General features: G+C 66.5%; 15 protein-coding genes. 11 read left to right on the top strand and 4 right to left on the bottom strand.

Translation table 11 applies throughout. The features are described from left to right. Positions 1 to 59: 59 nt before the first annotated feature. From AC23D4_RS01045 to tolA, 11 genes are all read left to right on the top strand, one after another. Positions 60 to 3,332, top strand: a complete 3,273-nt coding sequence (locus tag AC23D4_RS01045) for a pilus assembly protein (protein WP_472888494.1) — start codon at positions 60 to 62, stop codon at positions 3,330 to 3,332. 97 nt (positions 3,333 to 3,429) lie between these two features. Next, entirely contained in the window at positions 3,430 to 4,551 is a 1,122-nt protein-coding gene (gene ribD / locus AC23D4_RS01040) for a bifunctional diaminohydroxyphosphoribosylaminopyrimidine deaminase/5-amino-6-(5-phosphoribosylamino)uracil reductase RibD (RefSeq protein ID WP_472888493.1), read from the top strand. Positions 4,552 to 4,665: 114 nt separating this feature from the next. After that, complete coding sequence (locus AC23D4_RS01035; RefSeq protein WP_472888492.1) at positions 4,666 to 5,313, top strand: riboflavin synthase; 648 nt, start codon at positions 4,666 to 4,668, stop codon at positions 5,311 to 5,313. Next, positions 5,310 to 6,440 (top strand): bifunctional 3,4-dihydroxy-2-butanone-4-phosphate synthase/GTP cyclohydrolase II, encoded by a 1,131-nt coding sequence (gene ribBA / locus AC23D4_RS01030; RefSeq protein ID WP_472888491.1) that lies wholly within the window; start codon positions 5,310 to 5,312, stop codon positions 6,438 to 6,440. The genes AC23D4_RS01035 and ribBA overlap by 4 nt, the downstream gene beginning before the upstream one ends. Before the next feature lie 30 nt (positions 6,441 to 6,470). After that, positions 6,471 to 6,935 carry a 6,7-dimethyl-8-ribityllumazine synthase gene (gene ribH / locus AC23D4_RS01025; RefSeq protein ID WP_472888490.1) on the top strand — a complete coding sequence of 155 codons (465 nt, stop codon included), beginning with the start codon at positions 6,471 to 6,473 and terminating at the stop codon, positions 6,933 to 6,935. 2 nt (positions 6,936 to 6,937) lie between these two features. Further along, positions 6,938 to 7,477: a transcription antitermination factor NusB gene (gene nusB / locus AC23D4_RS01020; protein WP_472888489.1), complete on the top strand. Its 540-nt coding sequence runs from the start codon at positions 6,938 to 6,940 to the stop codon at positions 7,475 to 7,477. 21 nt (positions 7,478 to 7,498) lie between these two features. After that, positions 7,499 to 8,719 (top strand): pyridoxal phosphate-dependent aminotransferase, encoded by a 1,221-nt coding sequence (locus tag AC23D4_RS01015; RefSeq protein WP_472888488.1) that lies wholly within the window; start codon positions 7,499 to 7,501, stop codon positions 8,717 to 8,719. Positions 8,720 to 8,781: 62 nt separating this feature from the next. Continuing rightward, entirely contained in the window at positions 8,782 to 9,255 is a 474-nt protein-coding gene (gene ybgC / locus AC23D4_RS01010; protein WP_472888553.1) for a tol-pal system-associated acyl-CoA thioesterase, read from the top strand. A gap of 30 nt (positions 9,256 to 9,285) precedes the next feature. Continuing rightward, positions 9,286 to 9,978 (top strand): protein TolQ, encoded by a 693-nt coding sequence (gene tolQ / locus AC23D4_RS01005; RefSeq protein WP_177135309.1) that lies wholly within the window; start codon positions 9,286 to 9,288, stop codon positions 9,976 to 9,978. A 1-nt stretch (position 9,979) separates the two neighbouring features. Further along, complete coding sequence (locus tag AC23D4_RS01000) at positions 9,980 to 10,417, top strand: ExbD/TolR family protein (RefSeq protein ID WP_177135310.1); 438 nt, start codon at positions 9,980 to 9,982, stop codon at positions 10,415 to 10,417. A gap of 11 nt (positions 10,418 to 10,428) precedes the next feature. Further along, positions 10,429 to 11,328, top strand: coding sequence for a cell envelope integrity protein TolA (tolA, locus tag AC23D4_RS00995; RefSeq protein WP_472888487.1), 900 nt, complete (start codon positions 10,429 to 10,431; stop codon positions 11,326 to 11,328). Between the two features lie 44 nt (positions 11,329 to 11,372). Here the strand turns inward: tolA and AC23D4_RS00990 are convergent, their stop codons facing one another. From AC23D4_RS00990 to dnaE, 4 genes are all read right to left on the bottom strand, one after another. Next, the gene (locus AC23D4_RS00990) at positions 11,373 to 12,236 is read right to left on the bottom strand and encodes a universal stress protein (RefSeq protein ID WP_472888486.1); all 864 of its coding nucleotides are present in this window, start codon (positions 12,234 to 12,236) and stop codon (positions 11,373 to 11,375) included. Between the two features lie 13 nt (positions 12,237 to 12,249). Continuing rightward, complete coding sequence (locus tag AC23D4_RS00985) at positions 12,250 to 13,728, bottom strand: SulP family inorganic anion transporter (RefSeq protein WP_472888485.1); 1,479 nt, start codon at positions 13,726 to 13,728, stop codon at positions 12,250 to 12,252. Positions 13,729 to 14,075: 347 nt separating this feature from the next. Then, positions 14,076 to 16,310, bottom strand: a complete 2,235-nt coding sequence (locus AC23D4_RS00980) for an ATP-binding protein (RefSeq protein WP_472888484.1) — start codon at positions 16,308 to 16,310, stop codon at positions 14,076 to 14,078. Between the two features lie 123 nt (positions 16,311 to 16,433). Further along, positions 16,434 to 20,000: a DNA polymerase III subunit alpha gene (dnaE, locus tag AC23D4_RS00975; protein ID WP_472888483.1), complete on the bottom strand. Its 3,567-nt coding sequence runs from the start codon at positions 19,998 to 20,000 to the stop codon at positions 16,434 to 16,436. Positions 20,001 to 20,039 lie beyond the last annotated feature (39 nt).

The following is a 20,039-nucleotide window of genomic DNA, read 5'->3' as shown; positions in this document are numbered from 1 at the left end:
AGCCGCTTCGCCCCCCCAACACGCCCTCCGTTGACCCGCACGCGGGAAAGGATCCAGTCATGACCACCAGCCCGACAACCCCCCCCCGCACGCGGCGTCCGCTGCGCCTGCTCCAAGGCAGCACTGTGCTGTTCTCGCTCACCGCCGTGGCCGCGGTCTGGGCGGCAGACACCGACATTTACGGCCCGTCAGCGAACGCATCCCTGGCGCCCAATGTGCTGATCCACTTCGACAACACGTCGAACTGGTCGGCCCAGAGCAATGCCTGGCAGCCCGGCAGCGTCTACGACAAATGCAAGGCGGCGGACACCGACGGGAAGACTCCTTGCCAGGACGCCGTCACGGCAGTTTTCGGCGCCAACAAGACCGCCTCACTCCTTTGGCCGTGGCAAGCGGGCTTTAAAGAGTGGAACAGCAGCAACTCGCCCACCCAGGGGCAGGTGCAGCTGCAGGCCCTGAAATACGTGCTTAACGAAATGGTGTGCGAGGCAGCTTCACCCAAAATCGCAATCAACGTGGGACTCTCGCTGTTCAACAGCACCAAGGGTTCCGTGCTCGGTTCGAATGACCCAACGGCGGTGATCCACCACGCGGTCCAGCCCCTGAAAAAAGACACGTGTGCGGCCCTGATCGACAAGATCGATACCCTCGCCAAGAACATCAACGACCCCGAATACAAGGCACCGGGGGACGCCAACTACGGATCGGCGGTGTACGAGGCCTTCAAATACTTTGGCGGCTACACCAACCCCAACCTCGTTGCGACCGACGAGCCGGGCAGCCCCGTCAGCCGCTCCGGGTATGGCACGGGTCGCTTTGGCAACGGCGTTGGCAAAACTGAACTGGCCGATCCTTCGGCGTTCACCGATGCGGGACTGACCAACTACCGACCGCCCGAATCCCAGTGCAACCGCAACTACCTGCTGCTGGTGGGTAATGGCTACCCCAATGCCGAGCCCAATACGGGGCCGCTGGCGTTCAGCGGCATCGGTTATACGCCGCCCACCCTGTCGGCGACCAGCTCCGACACCAGCCGCCTGGCCGACGAATGGGCCTACTTTGCGGCCAACACGGACGTCCACGAGGCCTCGGGGGTGCAGCCTCTGAACACCTACACCGTGAACGTGTTCAACGCGAAGAGCGACCCGGAGCAGACCAAGCTGTTGAAATCCATGGCCTCGGTGGGCAGCCCGGACAACGTCTACGTCGAGGTCGGGGGCGACCTGCTGAAACTCATCTCCGAGTTCGAAGATGTGTTCCTCAAGGTCGCGACCGTGGACAGCGTGTTTGCGTCCACGGCGTTGCCGGTGGCCACGAACGCCCAGGGCACCTTCCTGAACCAGGTGTACGTAGGCATGTTCCGCCCCGACGGCGAATTCCGTCCTCGCTGGATCGGCAACATGCGCCAGTACCAGATCGGCACCGTCAACGGCGCGCTCACCCTGGTGGACGCCAACGACAAAGCCGCCACGTCCGGCGGCTTCTTCGCCGCCACGGCCCAGAGCTTCTGGACCTTGGACAGCGTGTTCTTCGACAAGAACCCCATGGGGACGCCCGCCAGCGCCAGCGACAGCCCCGACGGCGCGGTCACCGAAAAGGGCGGCGCGGCGCAGATGTTGCGCCAAGCCAACTTGCAAGATGCCAGCGACCGCAAGGTCTACACCCTGCCGGACAGCCCCACCGGCAACGCTCTCCTGTCCAACACACCCTTCAATACCACCAACACGGGGCTGGATGCGGCCCTGGTCGCCTGGACCCGCGGCGAAAACAACTTGCTGACTCAGCCCACGCACCTCGGCGCAGAGGCCTTCAACGGCTCCTACAAAGTCGGCTCCACCGTGACCGAACTGGGCAACACCGGCGCGCGCCACAGCATGCACGGCGACGTGCTGCACGCCACGCCAACGGCCATCAACTACGGCGGCAAAGATGTTGTGGTTTACTACGGCACCAACGACGGCTTCTTCCACGCCATTGACGGCCGCAAGAGCGGCACCGGCGCGGGCTCGGAACTGTGGTCCTTCGTCCCGCGGGAACACTATGCCCTGCAAACGCGCCTGCGCAATGGGGTGCCCTTGCTGCAGCTCCCCGAGAACGACGCGGAGGGCAACCTCATCGCGCCGACCGGCGGTCAGGAGCCGAGAAGCTATGGCATGGACGGTCCGATCGGCAGCTACACCCGCTACGACGCCAGTGGCGCGCTGCAGGAAGCCCTCATTTACCCGACCATGCGCCGCGGCGGTCGCACCGTGTACGCACTGGACGTCACGTCCAAAACGGCGCCCCGCTTCAAGTGGAAGATCAGCGGTGGCAGTGGCGACTTTGCCAAGTTGGCGCAGACCTGGTCCATGCCACGCACCATCCCGCTGGACAGAACCGCGACGCCCGAGCTGCTCACTGTGATGGGGGGGGGATACGACCCCAAAGAAGACGACAACGGGTCCGACGACATCGGTAATGCGGTGTTCATCATCAACGGGCGCACGGGTGCCCTGGTCAAGCGCCTCGATACCACGTATTCGGTGCCCAGCGACATCACGCTGGTTGATACCAACCGGGATGGCCGGCCCGACCGGCTGTATTTCGCCGACGTGCGCGGCAACCTCTACCGCGTCTCGTTGCCCGCCAGCGGTGACCTGCTGTCGTCCGCCACCTGGAACACGGTTGAGGCCATCAAGATCGCGGATCTGGAAGGCAGGGTGTTTTACCGGCCCGACGTGGTGATGACCAAAGCCTACGCGGCGATTCTGGTCGGCACCGGCGACCGGGAAAAGCCCGCACTCAAGGTCACCAGCGACCGCTTCTTCCTGATCAAGGATCCGCTGGCGGCCCCGATCACCACGGCGCTGAGCCTGACCGACATCACCAAAATCGCCACCGTCAACAACACCACCATGGTGCCGGCGCCTTCGGGTGACACGGTCAACGCGAACGGCTGCTACATCCAATTGGCCACCAACGGCGAGAAGGTCATCAACGCGCCCTTGACGGTGTCGGGCGTCACCTATTTCGGCACCAACCGGCCGGCGCCGGACAAAACCGACAGTTGCGTGGGCAACCTCGGTCAGGGCTTTGCCTACCAGTTCCCGCTGTTCTGCGGCGTGCCGCTGAAGCCCACCGAGATCCTGGGCGGCGGCATGATGCCCTCGCCGGTGGCCGGCGTGGTCTTGCTGGAAGGTCCTGCGGGCGACGACGGAGAACCCACCACCACCAAACAGCATTTCCTGATCGGTGGTGCGGGTTCCTCACCCTTGACGGTGATCGATCCCACGCCCCTGTTGTCGCCCAAGCGCCGCCCGCTTTACTGGCGCATCAACAACAACAACCGTTAAGACCCCCACCGGTTCGGTCCGCCCGACCCGCTTCTGCCGCGGGTCGGCCGGCTGACAGATGCCGGCGAGGGTGGCACCGGCGAACCGACCTGAACCCATGGAATCCCTGAGCCAGCTCGCGACCCACTCCATCGGCCTGTCGGAACCGAATCCCCGGGTCGCGTGCCGCATCGAGACTCCCGACGGCCATGTGTTCGACGGCCACACCCAGCGGGCCGGCGGTCCCCACGCCGAGGTCATGGCCTTGCGAGCGGCACAGGCAGCTGGCATCGCAGTGCGCGGCGCCACGGTTTATGTCACGCTGGAACCCTGCTCCCACCACGGCCGCACCCCGCCCTGCTGCGACGCCCTGATCGCCGCGCAGGTGGGCAAGGTGGTGGTGGCCACGGCCGATCCCAACCCGCTGGTGGCCGGGCGCGGCCTGGAACGCCTTCGCGCCGCGGGCATCGCGGTGGAGTTGCTGCCACCCGACAGCGAGGCCGCTCGCGCTTCGCGCGAACTCAACATCGGCTTCTTCAGCCGCATGATCCGGAAGACGCCCTGGGTGCGTTTGAAGGTCGCTGCCTCGCTGGACGGCAGCACGGCACTGGGCAACGGGGTGAGCCAGTGGATCACGGGCGAAGCCGCTCGCACCGACGGCCATGCCTGGCGGGCCCGCGCCTGCGCGGTGTTGACCGGCATCGGCACCGTGCTCGAAGACGATCCGATGCTGGATGTGCGCCTCGTGGACACGCCGCGCCAGCCGCACCTGGTGATCGTCGACAGCCGGCTGGAAACACCGCTGACCGCCCGCCTCTTCGGCCCGCCGGCCCAGGGGCTGGCGCGCAAGATCTTCATCTATTGCGCCGCAGCCGATCCGCAGAAACAGGCGGCGCTGGAAGCCCTGGGTGCCACGGTGGTCTGCCTGCCCGGCCCCCAGGGCAAGGTGGACCTGGCGGCGATGCTGCGCGATCTGGGCCAGCGCGAAGTCAACGAGCTGCATCTGGAAGCGGGCCACAAACTCAATGGCTCGTTCGTCCGCGAAGGCCTGGTGGACGAACTGCTGCTCTACCTGGCCCCGCTGCTGCTGGGCACAGGGGGCCACGGCATGGCCGGTTTTGGTCCGCTGCAGACGCTGGAGGACGGCACGAAGCTCGCTTTTCATGCCATCGACCCGGTGGGTGAAGACCTGCGGATCGTGGCCCGGGTGCGCGGCCACGACACCTTTCTGCACGCCTGAGCACCCCATCTGCTCCGCGCGGGCACCCCTTTGGCGCCCGGCCAACCGGCATTTCTGCCTTTCCGGTGACCCTCGGCCGGAAAGCGCGCGCAAACCCTGCGAAAATACGCGCCTATGTTTACCGGCATCATCACCGGCGTGGGGCGTATCGCCGACCTCCACGCTCTGGGCAGCTCTTTGGACCACGGCAAGCGACTCACGATCGAGGCGCCGCCGGGCTACCTCGACGACGTGGGTCTGGGCGACAGCATCGCGCACAACGGCGCCTGCATGACCGTCACCTCACTGGACGCGCCCAACCACCGCTACACCATCGACGTGTCGGCCGAATCGCTGGCCTGCACCGCGGGCCTGGACACGGTGGGCAACCGCGTCAACCTGGAAAAGGCCTTGCGCGGCAACGACCGACTGGGCGGACACATCGTTTCCGGCCATGTGGACGGCATCGGCACCGTGACCCGTTTCGCCCGCGTCGGCGAAAGCTGGGAGCTGCGAGTGATGGCGCCGCCCGAGCTGGGCAAATACCTCGCCTACAAGGGCTCCATCACCGTCAACGGCGTGAGCCTGACGGTCAACCAGATCCAGGACAGCGCCGCTGGCTGCGAGTTCAGCATCAACCTCATTCCCCACACGGTGGAAAACACCTCGCTGGGCCAGTTGGCCGATGGCAGCCAGGTCAACCTCGAAATCGACACCGTGGCGCGTTACGTGGAGCGCATGCTCAGCGCTTCCGGCACCCAACCCAAGGACTCTTCAGCATGAACGCTCCCGAAACCCTGGCGCCCGTGGCCATCTCCCCGGTGGAGGACATCGTCGCCGACATGCGCGCCGGTCGCATCGTGATCCTCGTCGACGAAGAAGACCGTGAAAACGAAGGCGACCTGGTGCTCGCCGCCGATCATGTGACGCCCGAAGCCATCAACTTCATGGCCCGCTTCGGCCGCGGCCTGATCTGCCTGACGCTCACGCGCGAGCGCTGCGAACAGCTCAAGCTCCCGCCCATGGTCGTGCGCAACGGCGACAAGAAGGGCACGGCCTTCACGGTGTCGATCGAAGCGGCCGAGGGCGTGACCACCGGCATTTCGGCGGCCGACCGCGCGCGCACCGTGCAGGCCGCCGTGGCCCCGAAAGCCCTGGCCGACGATCTGGTGCAGCCTGGCCACATCTTTCCGCTGCAGGCTGTTGAAGGCGGCGTGCTCATGCGCGCGGGTCACACCGAAGCCGGTTGTGACCTCGCCGCCATGGCCGGCTGCTCGCCCGCTTCCGTGATCTGCGAAATCATGAAGGACGACGGCACCATGGCCCGCCTGCCGGACCTGCAGTTGTTCGCCGCCGAACACGGCCTGAAGATCGGCACCATCGCCGACCTGATCGAACACCGCAGCCGCAACGAGAGCCTGGTGCAGAAGCTCGGCACCCGCAGCCTCAACACCGCCTTCGGCGAATTCACCGCCCACGCCTTTCGCGACGGCCCCAGCGGTGCCCTGCACCTCGCATTGGTCAAGGGCCAGTGGGCGCCCGACCAGAGTGTGGCCGTGCGCGTGCACGAACCGCTGTCCGTGCTGGACGCGCTGGAAGTGGGCCGCTCCATGCACAGCTGGAGCCTCGAAGCCAGCCTGCGCCACATCGCCGAATCCGGCGCGGGCGTGGCCGTGCTGCTCAACTGCGGCGAAACAGCCGCGCAATTGCTGGCCCAGTTCGAAGGCACCGCGCGCTCGGCCCAGGCACCCGAACGCGGCCGCATGGACCTGCGCACCTACGGCGTGGGCGCACAGATCCTGCGCGAATGCGGCGTGCACAAGATGCAGCTCATGGGCAACCCGCGCCGCATGCCCAGCATGACCGGCTACGGCCTCGAAATCACCGGATACCTCAGTCGCAACGCCTGAACATCCACCCATAACCAGAAAGAAACCCCCATGTTCGGCGCAGACAAAGGCACCCCCAACCCGCTCGATGGCAAGAAACTCGCCATCGGCATCGTGCAGGCCCGCTTCAACGAAGGCATCACCGATGCGCTCTTCAACGCCTGCCACACCGAGCTGCTGGCACTGGGCGTGCAAGAGAAAAACATCACCCATGTGAAGGTGCCCGGCGCGCTGGAAGTGCCCGTGGCCCTGCAGGCCCTGGCAGAGCGCGACGACTTCGATGCCCTGATCGCCCTGGGTTGCATCATCCGCGGCGAGACCTACCACTTCGAACTCGTGGCCAACGAATCCGGCTCGGCCGTGACGCGCCTGGCACTGGACTACCAGGTCCCGATCGCCAACGCCATCCTCACCACCGAAAACCTGGAGCAGGCGGTCGCCCGCCAGGAAGACAAAGGCCGTGACGCGGCACGCGTGGCCATCGAAATGGCCCACCTGCTGGAAGACATCGGCTGAACATGAACGACACCACATCGACCACCACCAGCGCCCCCAAGGCGCGCAAGGCCGCCGACAAATCGGCCCGCACGCGCGCCCGCGAGTTCGCCCTGCAGGCGCTCTACCAGCACATGGTGGGCCGCAACGACACCGGTGACATCGACGCTTTCACGCGCGACCTCTCCGGCTTCCACAAGGCCGACAGCGTGCACTATGACGCCCTGCTGCACGGCTGCGTGGCCGAGGCCGGCACGCTCGACGCGCTGATCACGCCCCTGCTCGATCGCCCGCTGGTCGAGCTCTCGCCGATCGAGCGCGGCGTGCTATGGATCGGCGCCTACGAGTTTCAGCACTGCCTCGACGTGCCCTGGCGCGTGGTCATCAACGAGTGCATCGAGCTGGCCAAGTCGTTCGGCGGCACCGACGGCCACAAATACGTCAACGGCGTGCTGCACCAGCTCGCCGCCCAGCTGCGACCGGCCGAGATCGCCGCCGCACCGAGCAAGGCGCCTGCGCGCAAGCCCTCGGGCCCGCGCAGCGATGGTGCCGACGAAGCCTGAGACCGGAACACCTGCCACAGCATGCGGATTTCCCAACGCGCCCAGCGGGTCGAGCCTTTTTACGTGATGGAGCTGGCCAAGGCCGCGGCCGACATGGCGGCCGCAGCCCGACCCGGCGACCGCCCGATGATCACGCTCAACATCGGCGAGCCCGACTTCACCGCGCCACCGCTGGTACAGCTCGCCGCCGAGCGGGCCATCCACGATGGCCGCAGCCAGTACACCGCGGCCACCGGCCTGCCGGCCTTGCGCCGCGCCATCAGTGGCTGGTACGCGGCGCGCTTCGGGCTGGACATCGATCCGGGCCGCATCGTGATCACCGCGGGCGCCTCGGCGGCGCTGCAACTGGCCTGCCTGGCGCTCATCGAGGCCGGCGACGAGGTGCTGATGCCGGACCCGAGCTACCCCTGCAACCGCCAGTTCGTGCAGGCGGCCGAAGGCAAGGCCGTGCTCATCCCCTCCGGCCCGGCCGAGCGCTTCCAGCTCAGCGCGGCCCATGTGGAAGCGGCCTGGACACCGGCCACGCGCGGCGTGCTGCTCGCGTCGCCGTCCAACCCCACCGGCACCAGCATCGCGCGCGACGAGCTGGAACGCATCGCCCGCTTCGTGCGCGAACGCGGCGGCGTGACCCTGGTGGACGAGATCTACCTCGGTCTGAGCTACGAGGATGACTACGGCCACAGCGCACTCGGCCTGCCCGACGGCCTGGGCGATGAAATCATCAGCGTCAACAGCTTCTCCAAATACTTCAACATGACCGGCTGGCGCCTGGGCTGGCTGGTCCTGCCGCCCGCGCTGGTGCCCGTGGTGGAGCGGCTGGCGCAAAACCTGTTCATCTGCGCCAGCACCATCGCACAACACGCCGCCCTCGCCTGCTTTGAACCGGAGAGCCTGGCCGAATACGAGCACCGCCGCGCCGAGTTCAAGGCCCGGCGCAACTTCTTCATCCCCGAACTCAACCGCCTCGGCCTCACGGTGCCGGTCATGCCCGACGGTGCGTTCTACGCCTGGGCCGACGTGAGCGGGCTGTGCGAGCGCTGGGGCATCCCGCCGCAGGGCGCGCGGCCCGACGAAGGCGGCAGCTGGGCCCTGGCCTTTGAACTGATGAAACGCTGCCAGCTCGCCACCACGCCCGGCCGCGATTTCGGCAACGCCGATCCCGGGCGCTACCTGCGTTTTTCCACCGCCAATTCGATGGCGCAACTGCGTGAAGCGGTGGCCCGGCTGGAGGCGGCCCTGTGAAAGTGCCTCCAGCCGCAGCACCGACCCCGCCGCCGGGCCGCCCCAAGGCGGGGTCAGCCCCCTTGGGGGGCAGCGACCCGCAAAGCGGCGGAGCGTGGGGGCAACATTTCAACTGGCCGGTGCGCGTGTACTGGGAAGACACCGACGCCGGCGGCATCGTGTTCTACGCCAACTACCTCAAGTTCTTCGAGCGCGCCCGCACCGAGTGGTTGCGTGGTCTGGGCATCCAGCAGCAGCGCCTGCGCGAAGAAGCGGGTGGCATGTTCGTCGTGACCGACACCCAGGTGCGCTACCTGCGGCCGGCCCGGCTGGACGATTTGCTTTTGGTTACCGCCCGTGTACTGGAAGTCGGCAAGGCCTCCCTCACAATCAGGCAGTCTGCGCTCCTGAAAGCGCAGCAGGTTGGTGAAACCGATGTGCTGCTCTGTGAAGGCAGCATCCGCATCGGCTGGGTGAATACCGCTACCATGCGACCCCAGCGCATCCCCACCGCGGTGCTGGATGTCATGCCCTTGCCGGGCAGCCCGATCACCTGAACCTTTCTCCTTCCAACCACTCCGAACGACATGACCCAAGAACTCTCCATCGTCCAGTTGCTGCTCAATGCGAGCTGGGTGGTCCAGGCCGTGGTGCTGTTGCTGGTGGTGGTGTCCATCATCAGCTGGGCCGCCATCTTCCGCAAAGTCTTCGCGCTCAAGCGGGTGAACGCGCACAACGAAGATTTTGAGCGCGAGTTCTGGTCCGGAGCCAACCTCAACGACCTCTACGCCGCCGCCGCCCAGAGCGCACGCCACGGCGGCCCGCTGGAGCGCATCTTTGCCAGCGGCATGCGCGAATACCAGAAACTGCGCGAACGCCACATCACCGACAACGGCACCCTGCTCGACGGCGCCCGCCGCGCCATGCGCGCGAGCTTCCAGCGCGAGCTCGACGTGATGGAAGCCAATCTCTCCTTCCTCGGCACGGTCGGCTCCGTGGCGCCCTATGTCGGCCTGTTTGGCACCGTCTGGGGCATCATGCACGCCTTCACCGGCCTGGCCGCCCTCGCCCAGGTGACGCTGGCCAGCGTGGCGCCCGGCATCGCCGAAGCCCTGGTCGCCACCGCCATCGGCCTGTTCGCCGCCATCCCCGCGGTGGTGGCCTACAACCGCTTCGCCCACGACATCGACCGCGCGGCCAGCCGCATGGAAACGTTCATGGAAGAGTTCTCCAACATCCTGCAGCGCAACCTGGGCAACCAGTCTGCCTCCGGACACTGACATGGCGACGTCGTCCCGTCGCCCACGGCGCACCAAGAACGAGATCAACATGGTCCCGTTCATCGACGTCATGCTCGTGCTGCTGATCATCTTCATGGTCACGGCGCCACTGATCTCGCCGAGCCAGATCGATCTGCCCAGCGTCGGTCAGGCCAACGCACAACCCAAGGATTTCGTACAGGTCATCATCGACAAGGACGAGGGCATCGAGGTGCGCGAGGGCCTGTCCAACAAAGACGGTCGCAGCATCAAGATGACGCAACTCGCCGACGAAGTGCGCAAGCTGCAGGCGGCGTCAGAAGGTGGTGAAGCCGACAAGGTCCCCGTGGTCATCAGCGCCGACAAGGGCATCAAGTACGAGACCGTGGTCAAGGCGATGGACACCCTGCAGCGCGCGGGTGTCCAACGTGTCGGCCTGTCGGTCCAGACCACGCGCTGACCCGCCCCGCCATGCAGATCACCGCCGACACCCACGACCTCAAGCCTCCCCGTCCGGGCCGCTGGCTGGGCCCTGTCGGGCTGGCGTTGCTGGCGCATGCCCTGCTCATGGGCGCGCTCACCTGGGGCGTGCACTGGAAGGACGAACCGCTGGTTTCGTTCGAGGCCGAACTCTGGTCCGCCGTGCCGCGCGAAGCCGCACCGCGCGCCGTGCAGCCCCCCCCTCCTCCGCCACCACCACCGGAACCCGAGAAACGGCCCGAACCCAAACCCGAACCGCGCCCCGTACCGCCGCCCCCGCCAGCGGTGAAGGAGGCCGACATCGCCACCGCCCAGGCCAAGAAGAAGGCCGAGGCCGAGAAGCGGGAAGAGGCGAAAAAGGTCGAGGCCAAGCGCAAGGCCGAGGCGCAGGAAAAAGAAAAAGAAGCGAAGAAGGAAGCCGCCGAGAAGCTCGCTGCCGAAAAAAAGGCCCGAGAGAAAAAACTGGCTGACCAGAAAGCGGAGAAGGCCGAAAGGGCCAGAGAGGTCGCAGAAGAGAAGTTGCGCGACCAGCTCCGTCGCGAACAGGTTGCCCGCATGATGGGTCAGGTCGGGGCCAGTGGCAACCCTGATGCGCGCGGTTCTGCGGCCCGATCAAGCGGCCCGTCGTCGGGCTACGGCAACCGGGTGCGTGAGCGCATCCGCCCCAACATCCGCTACTCGGAAGAGTTTCCCCGCAAGCTGCTGGCCGAGATCGAAGTGCGGGCCTTGGCGGACGGCACCATCACCTCGCGCCGTCTGCTGAAAAGCAGCGGCAATGCCGCCTGGGACGATGCCGCCCTGCGCGCCATCGACCGCACCGGCAGCCTGCCGCGCGACGTCGACGGGCGCGTGCCATCGCCGATGATCGTGGAGATGCGCCCGCTCGACTGAGACCCGCACAGCCCACCCCCCACACCGGGGCCAGGCTCAGCCTCTCAGCGCAGCAGCAGCGTCGGGATGCGCGCCGAACGCAGCAGGTCGGCCGTCTTGCTGCCGAAGAAGAGGCTGCGCAGGGGCGAGTGGGTGTAGGCGCCCATCACCAGCAGGTCGATGCCCCGGGACTGGATGGCCTGCGCGATAACGGTCTCCGGGTCGCCCGGCACGATCTCCCCCACCACGCCAAAGCCGGCACTTTCCAGCTTCTCTGTCGCCCAGGCCATCTGCTTCGGACCCTCCTGGCTGGCCTTGCCCGACATCAGCAGGTAAACGGGCAGGCCTTTGAACAAGGGGCTGGCCGCCACCATCTCGACACCCCGGCGCGTGATGCTGCTGCCGTCGAAAGCGATCAGCACGTGCTCGGGTGCCTTGAAGCCTTCGGTGACGGTCAGGATGGGGCGGTCCAGCGCGCGCACCACCCGCTCCACGTTGCGCCCCAGGTCGCGCTGTGTGCTCCTGGCCGACTCACCGCGCCGGCCCAGCACGAAGAGGCGCACACCGGCCTGCTGTTCGTGCAGGGTCTCGTCGAGATGGCCCAGGCGCTGGCGCACGTCCACGGTCATCACGCCGGCTGCCAGCGCGCGTTCGCGCAGGCGGTTGAGAAACAGGCGCCCCTGTTCGCGCGCGGCCTTCGTGCGCGCCTCGTCGGCTTCGGCGAGTTCGCCCAGCAGGTGTTCCTGGGCGTTCGGCGTGAGCGAGCCGCTGTGGTCCTGGATCTGGCTGGTTTCCGGGTGGCGGTCGATCACGTGCAGCAACTCCAGAGGCGCAGCCATGCGCCGGGCGGCCCAGGCGGCGTAGTCGGTCACGTGGTCGGCATAGGTGGACTGGTCCACACAGGCGAGAACTTTGTTGTCGGTGGTCATGTGGTGCTCGCTTTCAGTGACCGGTGAGCAGGTCTTCGGCGCCTTCCTTGTCGTGCACGCCGAACTTGTCCACCATCGTGGCGCTGGCTTCGTTCAAGCCGATGACTTCGACCTCGGTCCCCTCGCGCCGGAACTTGAGCACCACCTTGTCGAGCGCGCTCACGGCGGTGATGTCCCAGAAGTGCGCGCGGCTCACGTCGATGCGCACGCGCTCGATCACTTCCTTGAAGTCGAAGGCGTTGTTGAAGCGGTCGGCCGTGGCGAAAAACACCTGGCCGGTGACGGTGTAGGTGCGCAGGCGGCCTTCATCCTCGGCCAGCGACCGGATGCGCAGGATCTGCCCCACCTTGTGGGCAAAGAAGAAGCCGGAGAGCAGCACGCCCGTGAGCACGCCCTTGGCCAGATCGTGCGTGGCCACGGTGACCACCACGGTCGCCACCATCACCACACTGGAGCTGGTCGGGTGTTCGCGCAGGCTTTTGATCGAACCCCAGCTGAAGGTGCCGATGGAGACCATGATCATCACGGCCACCAGCGCGGCCATGGGAATCTGCTTCACCCACTCGCCCAGGAACACCACCAGGATCAGCAGCACCACGCCCGCCACCAGGGTGGACAGGCGCCCTCGCCCGCCCGACTTCACGTTGATCACGCTCTGGCCGATCATGGCGCAGCCCGCCATGCCACCGATGAAGCCGGTGGCGATGTTGGCCACGCCCTGGCCCACGCACTCGCGGTTCTTGTCGCTTTTGGTGTCGGTCAGGTCGTCGACGATGGTCGCCGTCATCAGCGATTCGAGCAGGCCCACCACCATCAGCGTGAGCGAATAGGGAAAGATGATCTTCAGCGTCTCGAGGTTGAGCGGGATGTCGGGGATCAGGAACACCGGCAGGCTGTCGGGCAGTTCGCCCATGTCACCCACGGTGCGGATGTCCAGGTCGAGGAACATGTAGACACCCGTGAGCACGACGATGGTGACCAGCGGCGAAGGGATGGACTTGGTGATGTAGGGGAAGCCGTAGATGATGGCCAGGCCGGCGGCGGTCATGGCATAGACATGCCAGGTCACGTTGGTCAGCTCGGGCAGCTGCGCCATGAAGATCAGGATGGCCAGCGCGTTGACGAAGCCGGTGACCACCGAGCGCGACACGAAGCGCATGAGCACGCCCAGCTTGAACCACCCGGCGAACACCTGCAGCACACCCGTCAACACCGTGGCGGCCAGCAGGTAGTCCAGTCCGTGGCTCTTGACCAGGGTCACCATCACCAGCGCCATGGCGCCGGTGGCGGCCGAGATCATGCCGGGCCGCCCACCCGTGAAGGCGATGATGGTGGCGATGGAGAACGAGGCGTACAGGCCCACCTTCGGGTCGACACCCGCGATGATGGAAAAGGCAATCGCCTCGGGGATCAGAGCCAGCGCGACGACCAGACCGGCCAGCACATCGTTGCGGACATTGGACAACCAGTCCTGCTGGAAATTCTTGAACACAACAGACACTCCAGTGACAAAGCGGACAAGCCGCCGCCGCACAAAACGACACAGGGGAAAATCAAAGATCACCGGCCCGTTGGGCGCCAGCACAACGGGAGGCACAACGGCCATGAATCCCGGCCAGTTCCGATCCAGTCCCCGGCCTGTGCACCGGCATGCGCGGGGGGCCGGGCAGCCTTGGACGAGGGGATCACTGGAACTTACAAGGGTGACTCCGGGATCTGGACCGAGCCGGGCTGGAGACGCCATGCAGCGCAACCCGGTGGTCATGAAAGCCAACCATTCTAACGGGGCGCTTCGGGCAGCGCCCTGTCGGTGACGGCTGGCGATCAGGGGGGTGCCGCTCAGCCCTCTGTCGGCGAGGTTTCGGCGCCAGCGAGCACGTCTTGCAGCACGCGCTGCAGCTCAGCCGCATCCACCGGCTTGTGCAGCACGGCGGCAAACAGCGACTGCAGCAGCTCGGGCGCGACCTCGTTCGCATGCCCGCTCATCAGCACGATGGGCGGGGGTGAGGTGGTGGCGCGGATGCGATGCGCCAGCCCCACGCCGTCGAGCCCGGGCATGGACTGGTCGGTCAGCACCACATCCCAGCGTTTGCCGGTCTGAGTGAATTGCGCCCAGGCTTCTTCCCCGTCGCGCGAGCGGGTCACGTTCCAGCCCTTGCGCTCCAGCAGCGCGCTCCAGGCGTGACGCACCAGCTGGTCGTCGTCCACAAACAGGAGCTGGTGTCCCGGGTCGTGTCCACCGCCGGGCGCGGCGATCGGGTCAACCGCCACTTCGCGCCGGCTGGCCGGCAGATAGAGATGGAAGCAGGCGCCCCCATCGGGCTCGTTGCGCAGCCCGAGGGCTCCGTGATGGCGCACCACGATGCCCTGTGCCACCGACAGGCCCAGGCCAGTGCCGCGTCCCTTGGCCTTGGTGGTGAAAAACGGTTCGAACACCCGGTCCAGGTGCTCGGGCGCAACGCCAGGGCCATGGTCGCGCACGGTCAGCACCAGGTAGCGACCGGGCTCCAGCCCGGCCGCGCCAGGTGGCACGGCGTGCGCCGGGGGCAGCGGCAGGTCCAGGGCATTGAGCGTGAGTTCGATGCGACCCTTGCCCTGCATGGCGTCGGCTGCGTTGATCAACAGGTTCACCAGCACCTGCTGCAGCTGGGTGGGGTCGGCGTCGACCTCGTCGTCAACGACCCGGTAGTCCACCACCAGCTCACAATCGCGCGTCAGGCCCGAACCCACCAGTTGCCGGGTTTCCTCGATCAGGCTGGTCCAGTGCAGGCGCCGCAGTTTCGGCGGGGTCTGGCGACCAAAGGCCAGCAGCTGGCGCATCAGGCCATCGGCATAACCCGTCGCCTTCAGGGCCTGCTGCAAGGCTTCGTGACTGGGGTGTCCGGGATCCGGCAGGTCTTCGACGGCCAACCGGACCCAGCCGGTGATGGCGGCCAGCGAGTTGTTGAAATCGTGGGCAATGCCACCGGTGAGACGGCCCAGCGCTTCGGTCTTCTGGCTCTGCATCAGCTGCATCTGCAGCGCTTCCTGGTGTTCGTGTGCGGCGCGCTGCGCATCAGCGTCCTGCCGCGCGCGTGCCAGCAGGCTGTTGATGCCCTCCGCCAACCGGGTCAGTTCGTCGTTGCCCTGCACATGCACCAGGCCCGGCGATGCGATGCCCTGCTGTGTGACGAGATGGAGATCGGTGTGCAGCCGCTGCAGGCGTCGCAGGAGCAGGCGGTCGAGCAGCAACACCAGCAACACGCTGGCCAGCAGCCCCGCCAGGGCGGCCAGTCCCATGCCCTGCCAGGCCAGCGCCTGTCCCTGCTGCTGCAGGCGGCGGTCCAGCGTCAGCACCAGTTCGGCGACGGGCCGGCCCTGGTGGTCTTGCAGCACGGCGTGAAGATCGTCGTGGTCGTCGTCCACCGGGACCAGATGAATGTCCGATCCTCCGTGATCGGGCGCACCGAAGCTCAGGCGCGTCGGCGTCATCAGCACGTCGGCCAACCGCGCGACTTCGGTCTGATCGAAATGGCGCACCATGATGATGGTGCCCTGCGCTGGCTGGTCAGGGTGGTCGGGGTGGTGCACGGCGGCCCCCACCACGATTTCCAGCTGGCCGTTGATCACGCGCAGGGTCTGCAGCACGGTCTTGACGTTGCCGGAAGCCAGGATGGGTGCGATCAGCTCGCGCAGCGGTGCGACGCGTTCGGCCGGCACCTCGGCCAGTCCGTCTTCGCCGCTGCGGGCCACGGTGGCGATCGCCCGGCCCTGCGTATCGAACACCACGACCTCCGAAATGCGCAGGTAGCCCAGGTTCTCGGCACCGAAGTTGTCCGACATGAACCCGGCTTTTTTGCCTGCCACGTAGTCCACGGCATCGCCCCAGTAGGCGTAATCGCGTGCGGTGGCGCCCAGCGCCTGGACCTGCTGGTTGAGCACGCGGCGGGCGCGCTCACCTTCCTGCGCAGCGCGATCGGCCTGCATGCGGGCGAACGAGTCGCCAATGATGTAGCGCGAGCCCAGCACGACGCTGGTCGCACTGAGGCCGACGATCACGAGCACCAGCGCCCAGGCCTTGTGTTGCAGTTTCATGGTTGCATGCACTATCGGCTCCATCGGGCCGGGGTTGAGGAGCGAAAGCCACGACGACATGATGCCATTGGCACTGAGCCCACTTCTGGCGCCCGGTCGGACCGACGGCAGGGCGCGCAACCGTCAGTCGAACACGATTTCGGCGCGCCGATCGTGCGCCTGCGCCATCCAGCTCGCGAGCGCCGCGTCGGTGGGAAAAAACAGCGCCCGGTCGTCGAGCTGCAGTTCACATTGTGCTCCGGCGCGTTGCAGTGCCAGCCGCACCGGCAGGCCACGCACCAGCTCACCCTGTTCGGTGACTTCGCGCTTGGGCGGGAACGCCTTCACCAGCTCGGCCACCGCCGGTGCATGGCCGTTGACCGCCACGCGCAGGTATTTGCCAAAACGGCAGCGCGCCGCGGCCAGGTCCCAGATCTGCTGGATCTTCAGCCGCAGGCCACCCGAAAAACGATCGGGCTGGGCCACGGCCTGGACGACGATGAGTTCGTCGTCTTTCAGCAGGTTGCGATGCAGGTTGATCAGGTTTTCGTCGGCGCTGACTTCGAGCACCGCGGTCTTGTCGTCGATCTTGAACAGCGCAAGCTTGCCGCGCTGGCCGTTGATGATGCGGAAGTCGGTCACGATGCCGGCCAGGATCACCGGGTCCCGGCTCTCTTTCACATCGCCCAGCTCGGTGCGGGCAAAGCGGCGCACCTCGCGTTGCACCTCGTCGAACAGATGACCGGAGAAGTAGAAACCGAGGGCGGTCTTCTCCAGCGTGAGCTGTTCTTTCACGCCCCAGGGCGTGGTGGGCACCAGGTCGGGCTCCTGCGTGCTGGAGCCGTGGTCGTCCTCGCCCATCATGTCGAACAGGCCGCCCTGGTTGGCGTTGGCCACGCTGGCGGCAGCGAAGTCGAATGCCCGCTCCACCGAGGCCAGCACCTCGGCGCGGTTCAGGTGCAGCGAGTCGAAGGCACCGGCCTTGATCAGGGCCTCCACCGTGCGCTTGTTCAAGCGCTGGCGGTCCACCCGGCGGCAGAAATCGAACAGGCTCTTGAACGGGCCGGCCTCTGCGCCGTTGGGGCCTTCGCCGCGGCCTTCACGCGCGGCCACGATGGCGTCGATGGCCTGCTGGCCCGTGCCCTTGATGGCACCGAGGCCGTAGCGGATGGACTTGTCGGTGATGGGCTCAAAACGGTGGAAGCCGCGGTTCACGTCGGGCGCCTCAAAGGCGATGCCCATCTTCTTCGCGTCTTCCCACAACACCCGGAGCTTGTCGGTGTCGTCCATTTCCACCGTCATGTTGGCGCAGAAAAACTCGGCGGTGTAATGCACCTTGAGCCAGCCGGTGTGGTACGCGAGCAGCGAGTAGGCGGCGGCGTGCGACTTGTTGAAGCCGTAGCCGGCAAACTTCTCCATCAGGTCAAAAACCTCGTCGGCCTTTTCCTGGGAAATGTCGTTTTTGGCCGCACCGGCGCGGAAGATCGCGCGGTGTTCGGCCATCTCTTCGGCCTTTTTCTTGCCCATCGCGCGGCGCAGCATGTCGGCGCCGCCGAGCGAATAACCGCCCAGTATCTGCGCGGTCTGCATCACCTGCTCCTGGTAGACCATGATGCCGTAGGTCTCGCTCAGCATCTCGGCCACCAGCGGGTGCGGGTACTCGATCACCTCGCGCCCGTGCTTGCGCGCCACGAAGCTGGGGATCAGGTCCATGGGTCCCGGGCGGTACAGCGCGTTCAGCGCGATCAGGTCTTCCAGCCGGCTCGGCTTGGCGTCTTTCAGCATGCCCTGCATGCCGCGGCTTTCAAACTGGAACACGGCTTCGGTCTGACCGCGCGAGAACAGCGCATACACGCGCTGGTCGTCCAGCGGAATGTCTTCGAAGCGGAAGTTTTCCTGGCCCTTGTGGCGCTTCATGATGAACTCGCGCGCGATCTCCAGGATGGTCAGCGTGGCCAGGCCCAGAAAGTCGAACTTCACCAGGCCGATGGCCTCCACGTCGTCCTTGTCGTACTGGCTCACCGCCGAGTCGCTGCCGGGTTGCATGTAGAGCGGGCAGAAGTCGGTGAGCTTGCCCGGCGCGATCAGCACGCCGCCGGCGTGCATGCCGATGTTGCGCGTCATGCCTTCGAGCTTTTGCGCCAGCTCGATCAGGGTCTTGACGTCGTCTTCCTTCTGGATGCGCTCGGCCAGCACCGGCTCCATCTCGATCGCGTAGTTGTTCTTGTCGCCCTCCGGCTTCGGATTCGGCGGGTACTGCAGCGTGACCGACATGCCGGGCTTGTTCGGGATCAGCTTGGAGATGCCGTCGCAGAAGCCGTAGGAAAAGTCGAGCACGCGGCCGACGTCGCGGATGGCCGCGCGCGCGGCCATGGTGCCGAAGGTCGCGATCTGGCTCACGGCGTCCTTGCCGTAGCGCTCCTTCACGTAGTCGATCACGCGGTCGCGGTTGGACTGGCAGAAGTCGATGTCGAAGTCGGGCATCGAGACGCGTTCCGGGTTCAGGAAGCGTTCGAACAGCAGGTTGTACTGCAGCGGGTCCAGGTCGGTGATCAGCAGCGCGTAGGCCACCAGCGAACCGGCACCGGAGCCGCGGCCCGGGCCCACCGGGCAGCCGTTTTCCTTCGCCCACTTGATGAAGTCCGACACGATCAGGAAGTAGCCCGGGAAACCCATCTTCAGGATGGTGTTGAGCTCGAACTCCAGGCGCTCCACGTAGCGCGCGCGCACGGCTTCACGTTTGGCCTCGTCGGGAAAGAGGTGCTTCAGCCGCCCCTCCAGCCCCTCGTACGAGACGTGGCGGAAGTAGTCTTCCACGGACATGATCACGCCATTCACCGGCGGGATCGGGAAGTTGGGCAGTTGCGGTTTGCCCAGCACCAGCGTGAGGCTGCAGCGTTTGGCGATCTCCAGCGTGTTGGCCACTGCGCTGGGGATGTCGGCGAACAGCGCCTCCATCTGCGCCGCGCTCTTGAAGTACTGCTCGCGCGTGAAGCGGCGCACACGCCGGTTGTTGCCGAGGATCTCGCCATCGGAGATGCAGACCCGCGCTTCGTGCGCCTCGTAGTCGTCGGGCTCCAGGAACTGCACCGGGTGCGTCGCCACCACCGGCAGGTGCAGCCGCGCCGCCAGCTGCACGGCGGCCGTCACATGGCGTTCGTCGTCCACACGGCCGGCGCGCTGCAGCTCGATGTAGAAGCGGTGGGTGAACAGGCCGGCGAGCTTCAGGGCCACGTCGGCGGCGCGGTTCGCATCGCCCTGGATCAGCGCCTGTCCGACCGGTCCGGCCTGCGCGCCGGAGAGCATCAGCAATCCGCCGTTGAGCTCTTCCAGCCACTCGCGCTGCACCAGCGCACCGCCCCGGCCGTCGCTGCGCGTCCAGGCGCGCGCCAGCAGCTCGCTCAGGTTCAGGTACCCCTGCTTGTCCTGCACCAGCAGGATCACGCGCGGCGCGGCCGGCTGGTGGCTGCCGGGCATGGCGTTCGGCGTCTCTTCGGTGAAGCCCTGCAGCATCACCTCGGCGCCCAGCAGTGGCTTCACGCCCTCACCGCGGGCAGCCTTGTAGAACTTGACCGCGCCAAACAGGTTGCTCAGGTCGGTGATCGCCAGCGCGGGCTGGCCATCGGCGGCCGCGGCAGCGACCACGTCGTCGATGCGGTTGGTGCCGTCAACGACGGAGAACTCGGTGTGCAGGCGAAGGTGGATGAACATCGGTCAATCATGCCATTGTGGGTGGCGGTGGACGGTGGC

It is taken from the genome of Hydrogenophaga sp. L76 (assembly GCF_057654755.1).
This window is presented reverse-complemented; position numbering and strand designations above follow the sequence as displayed.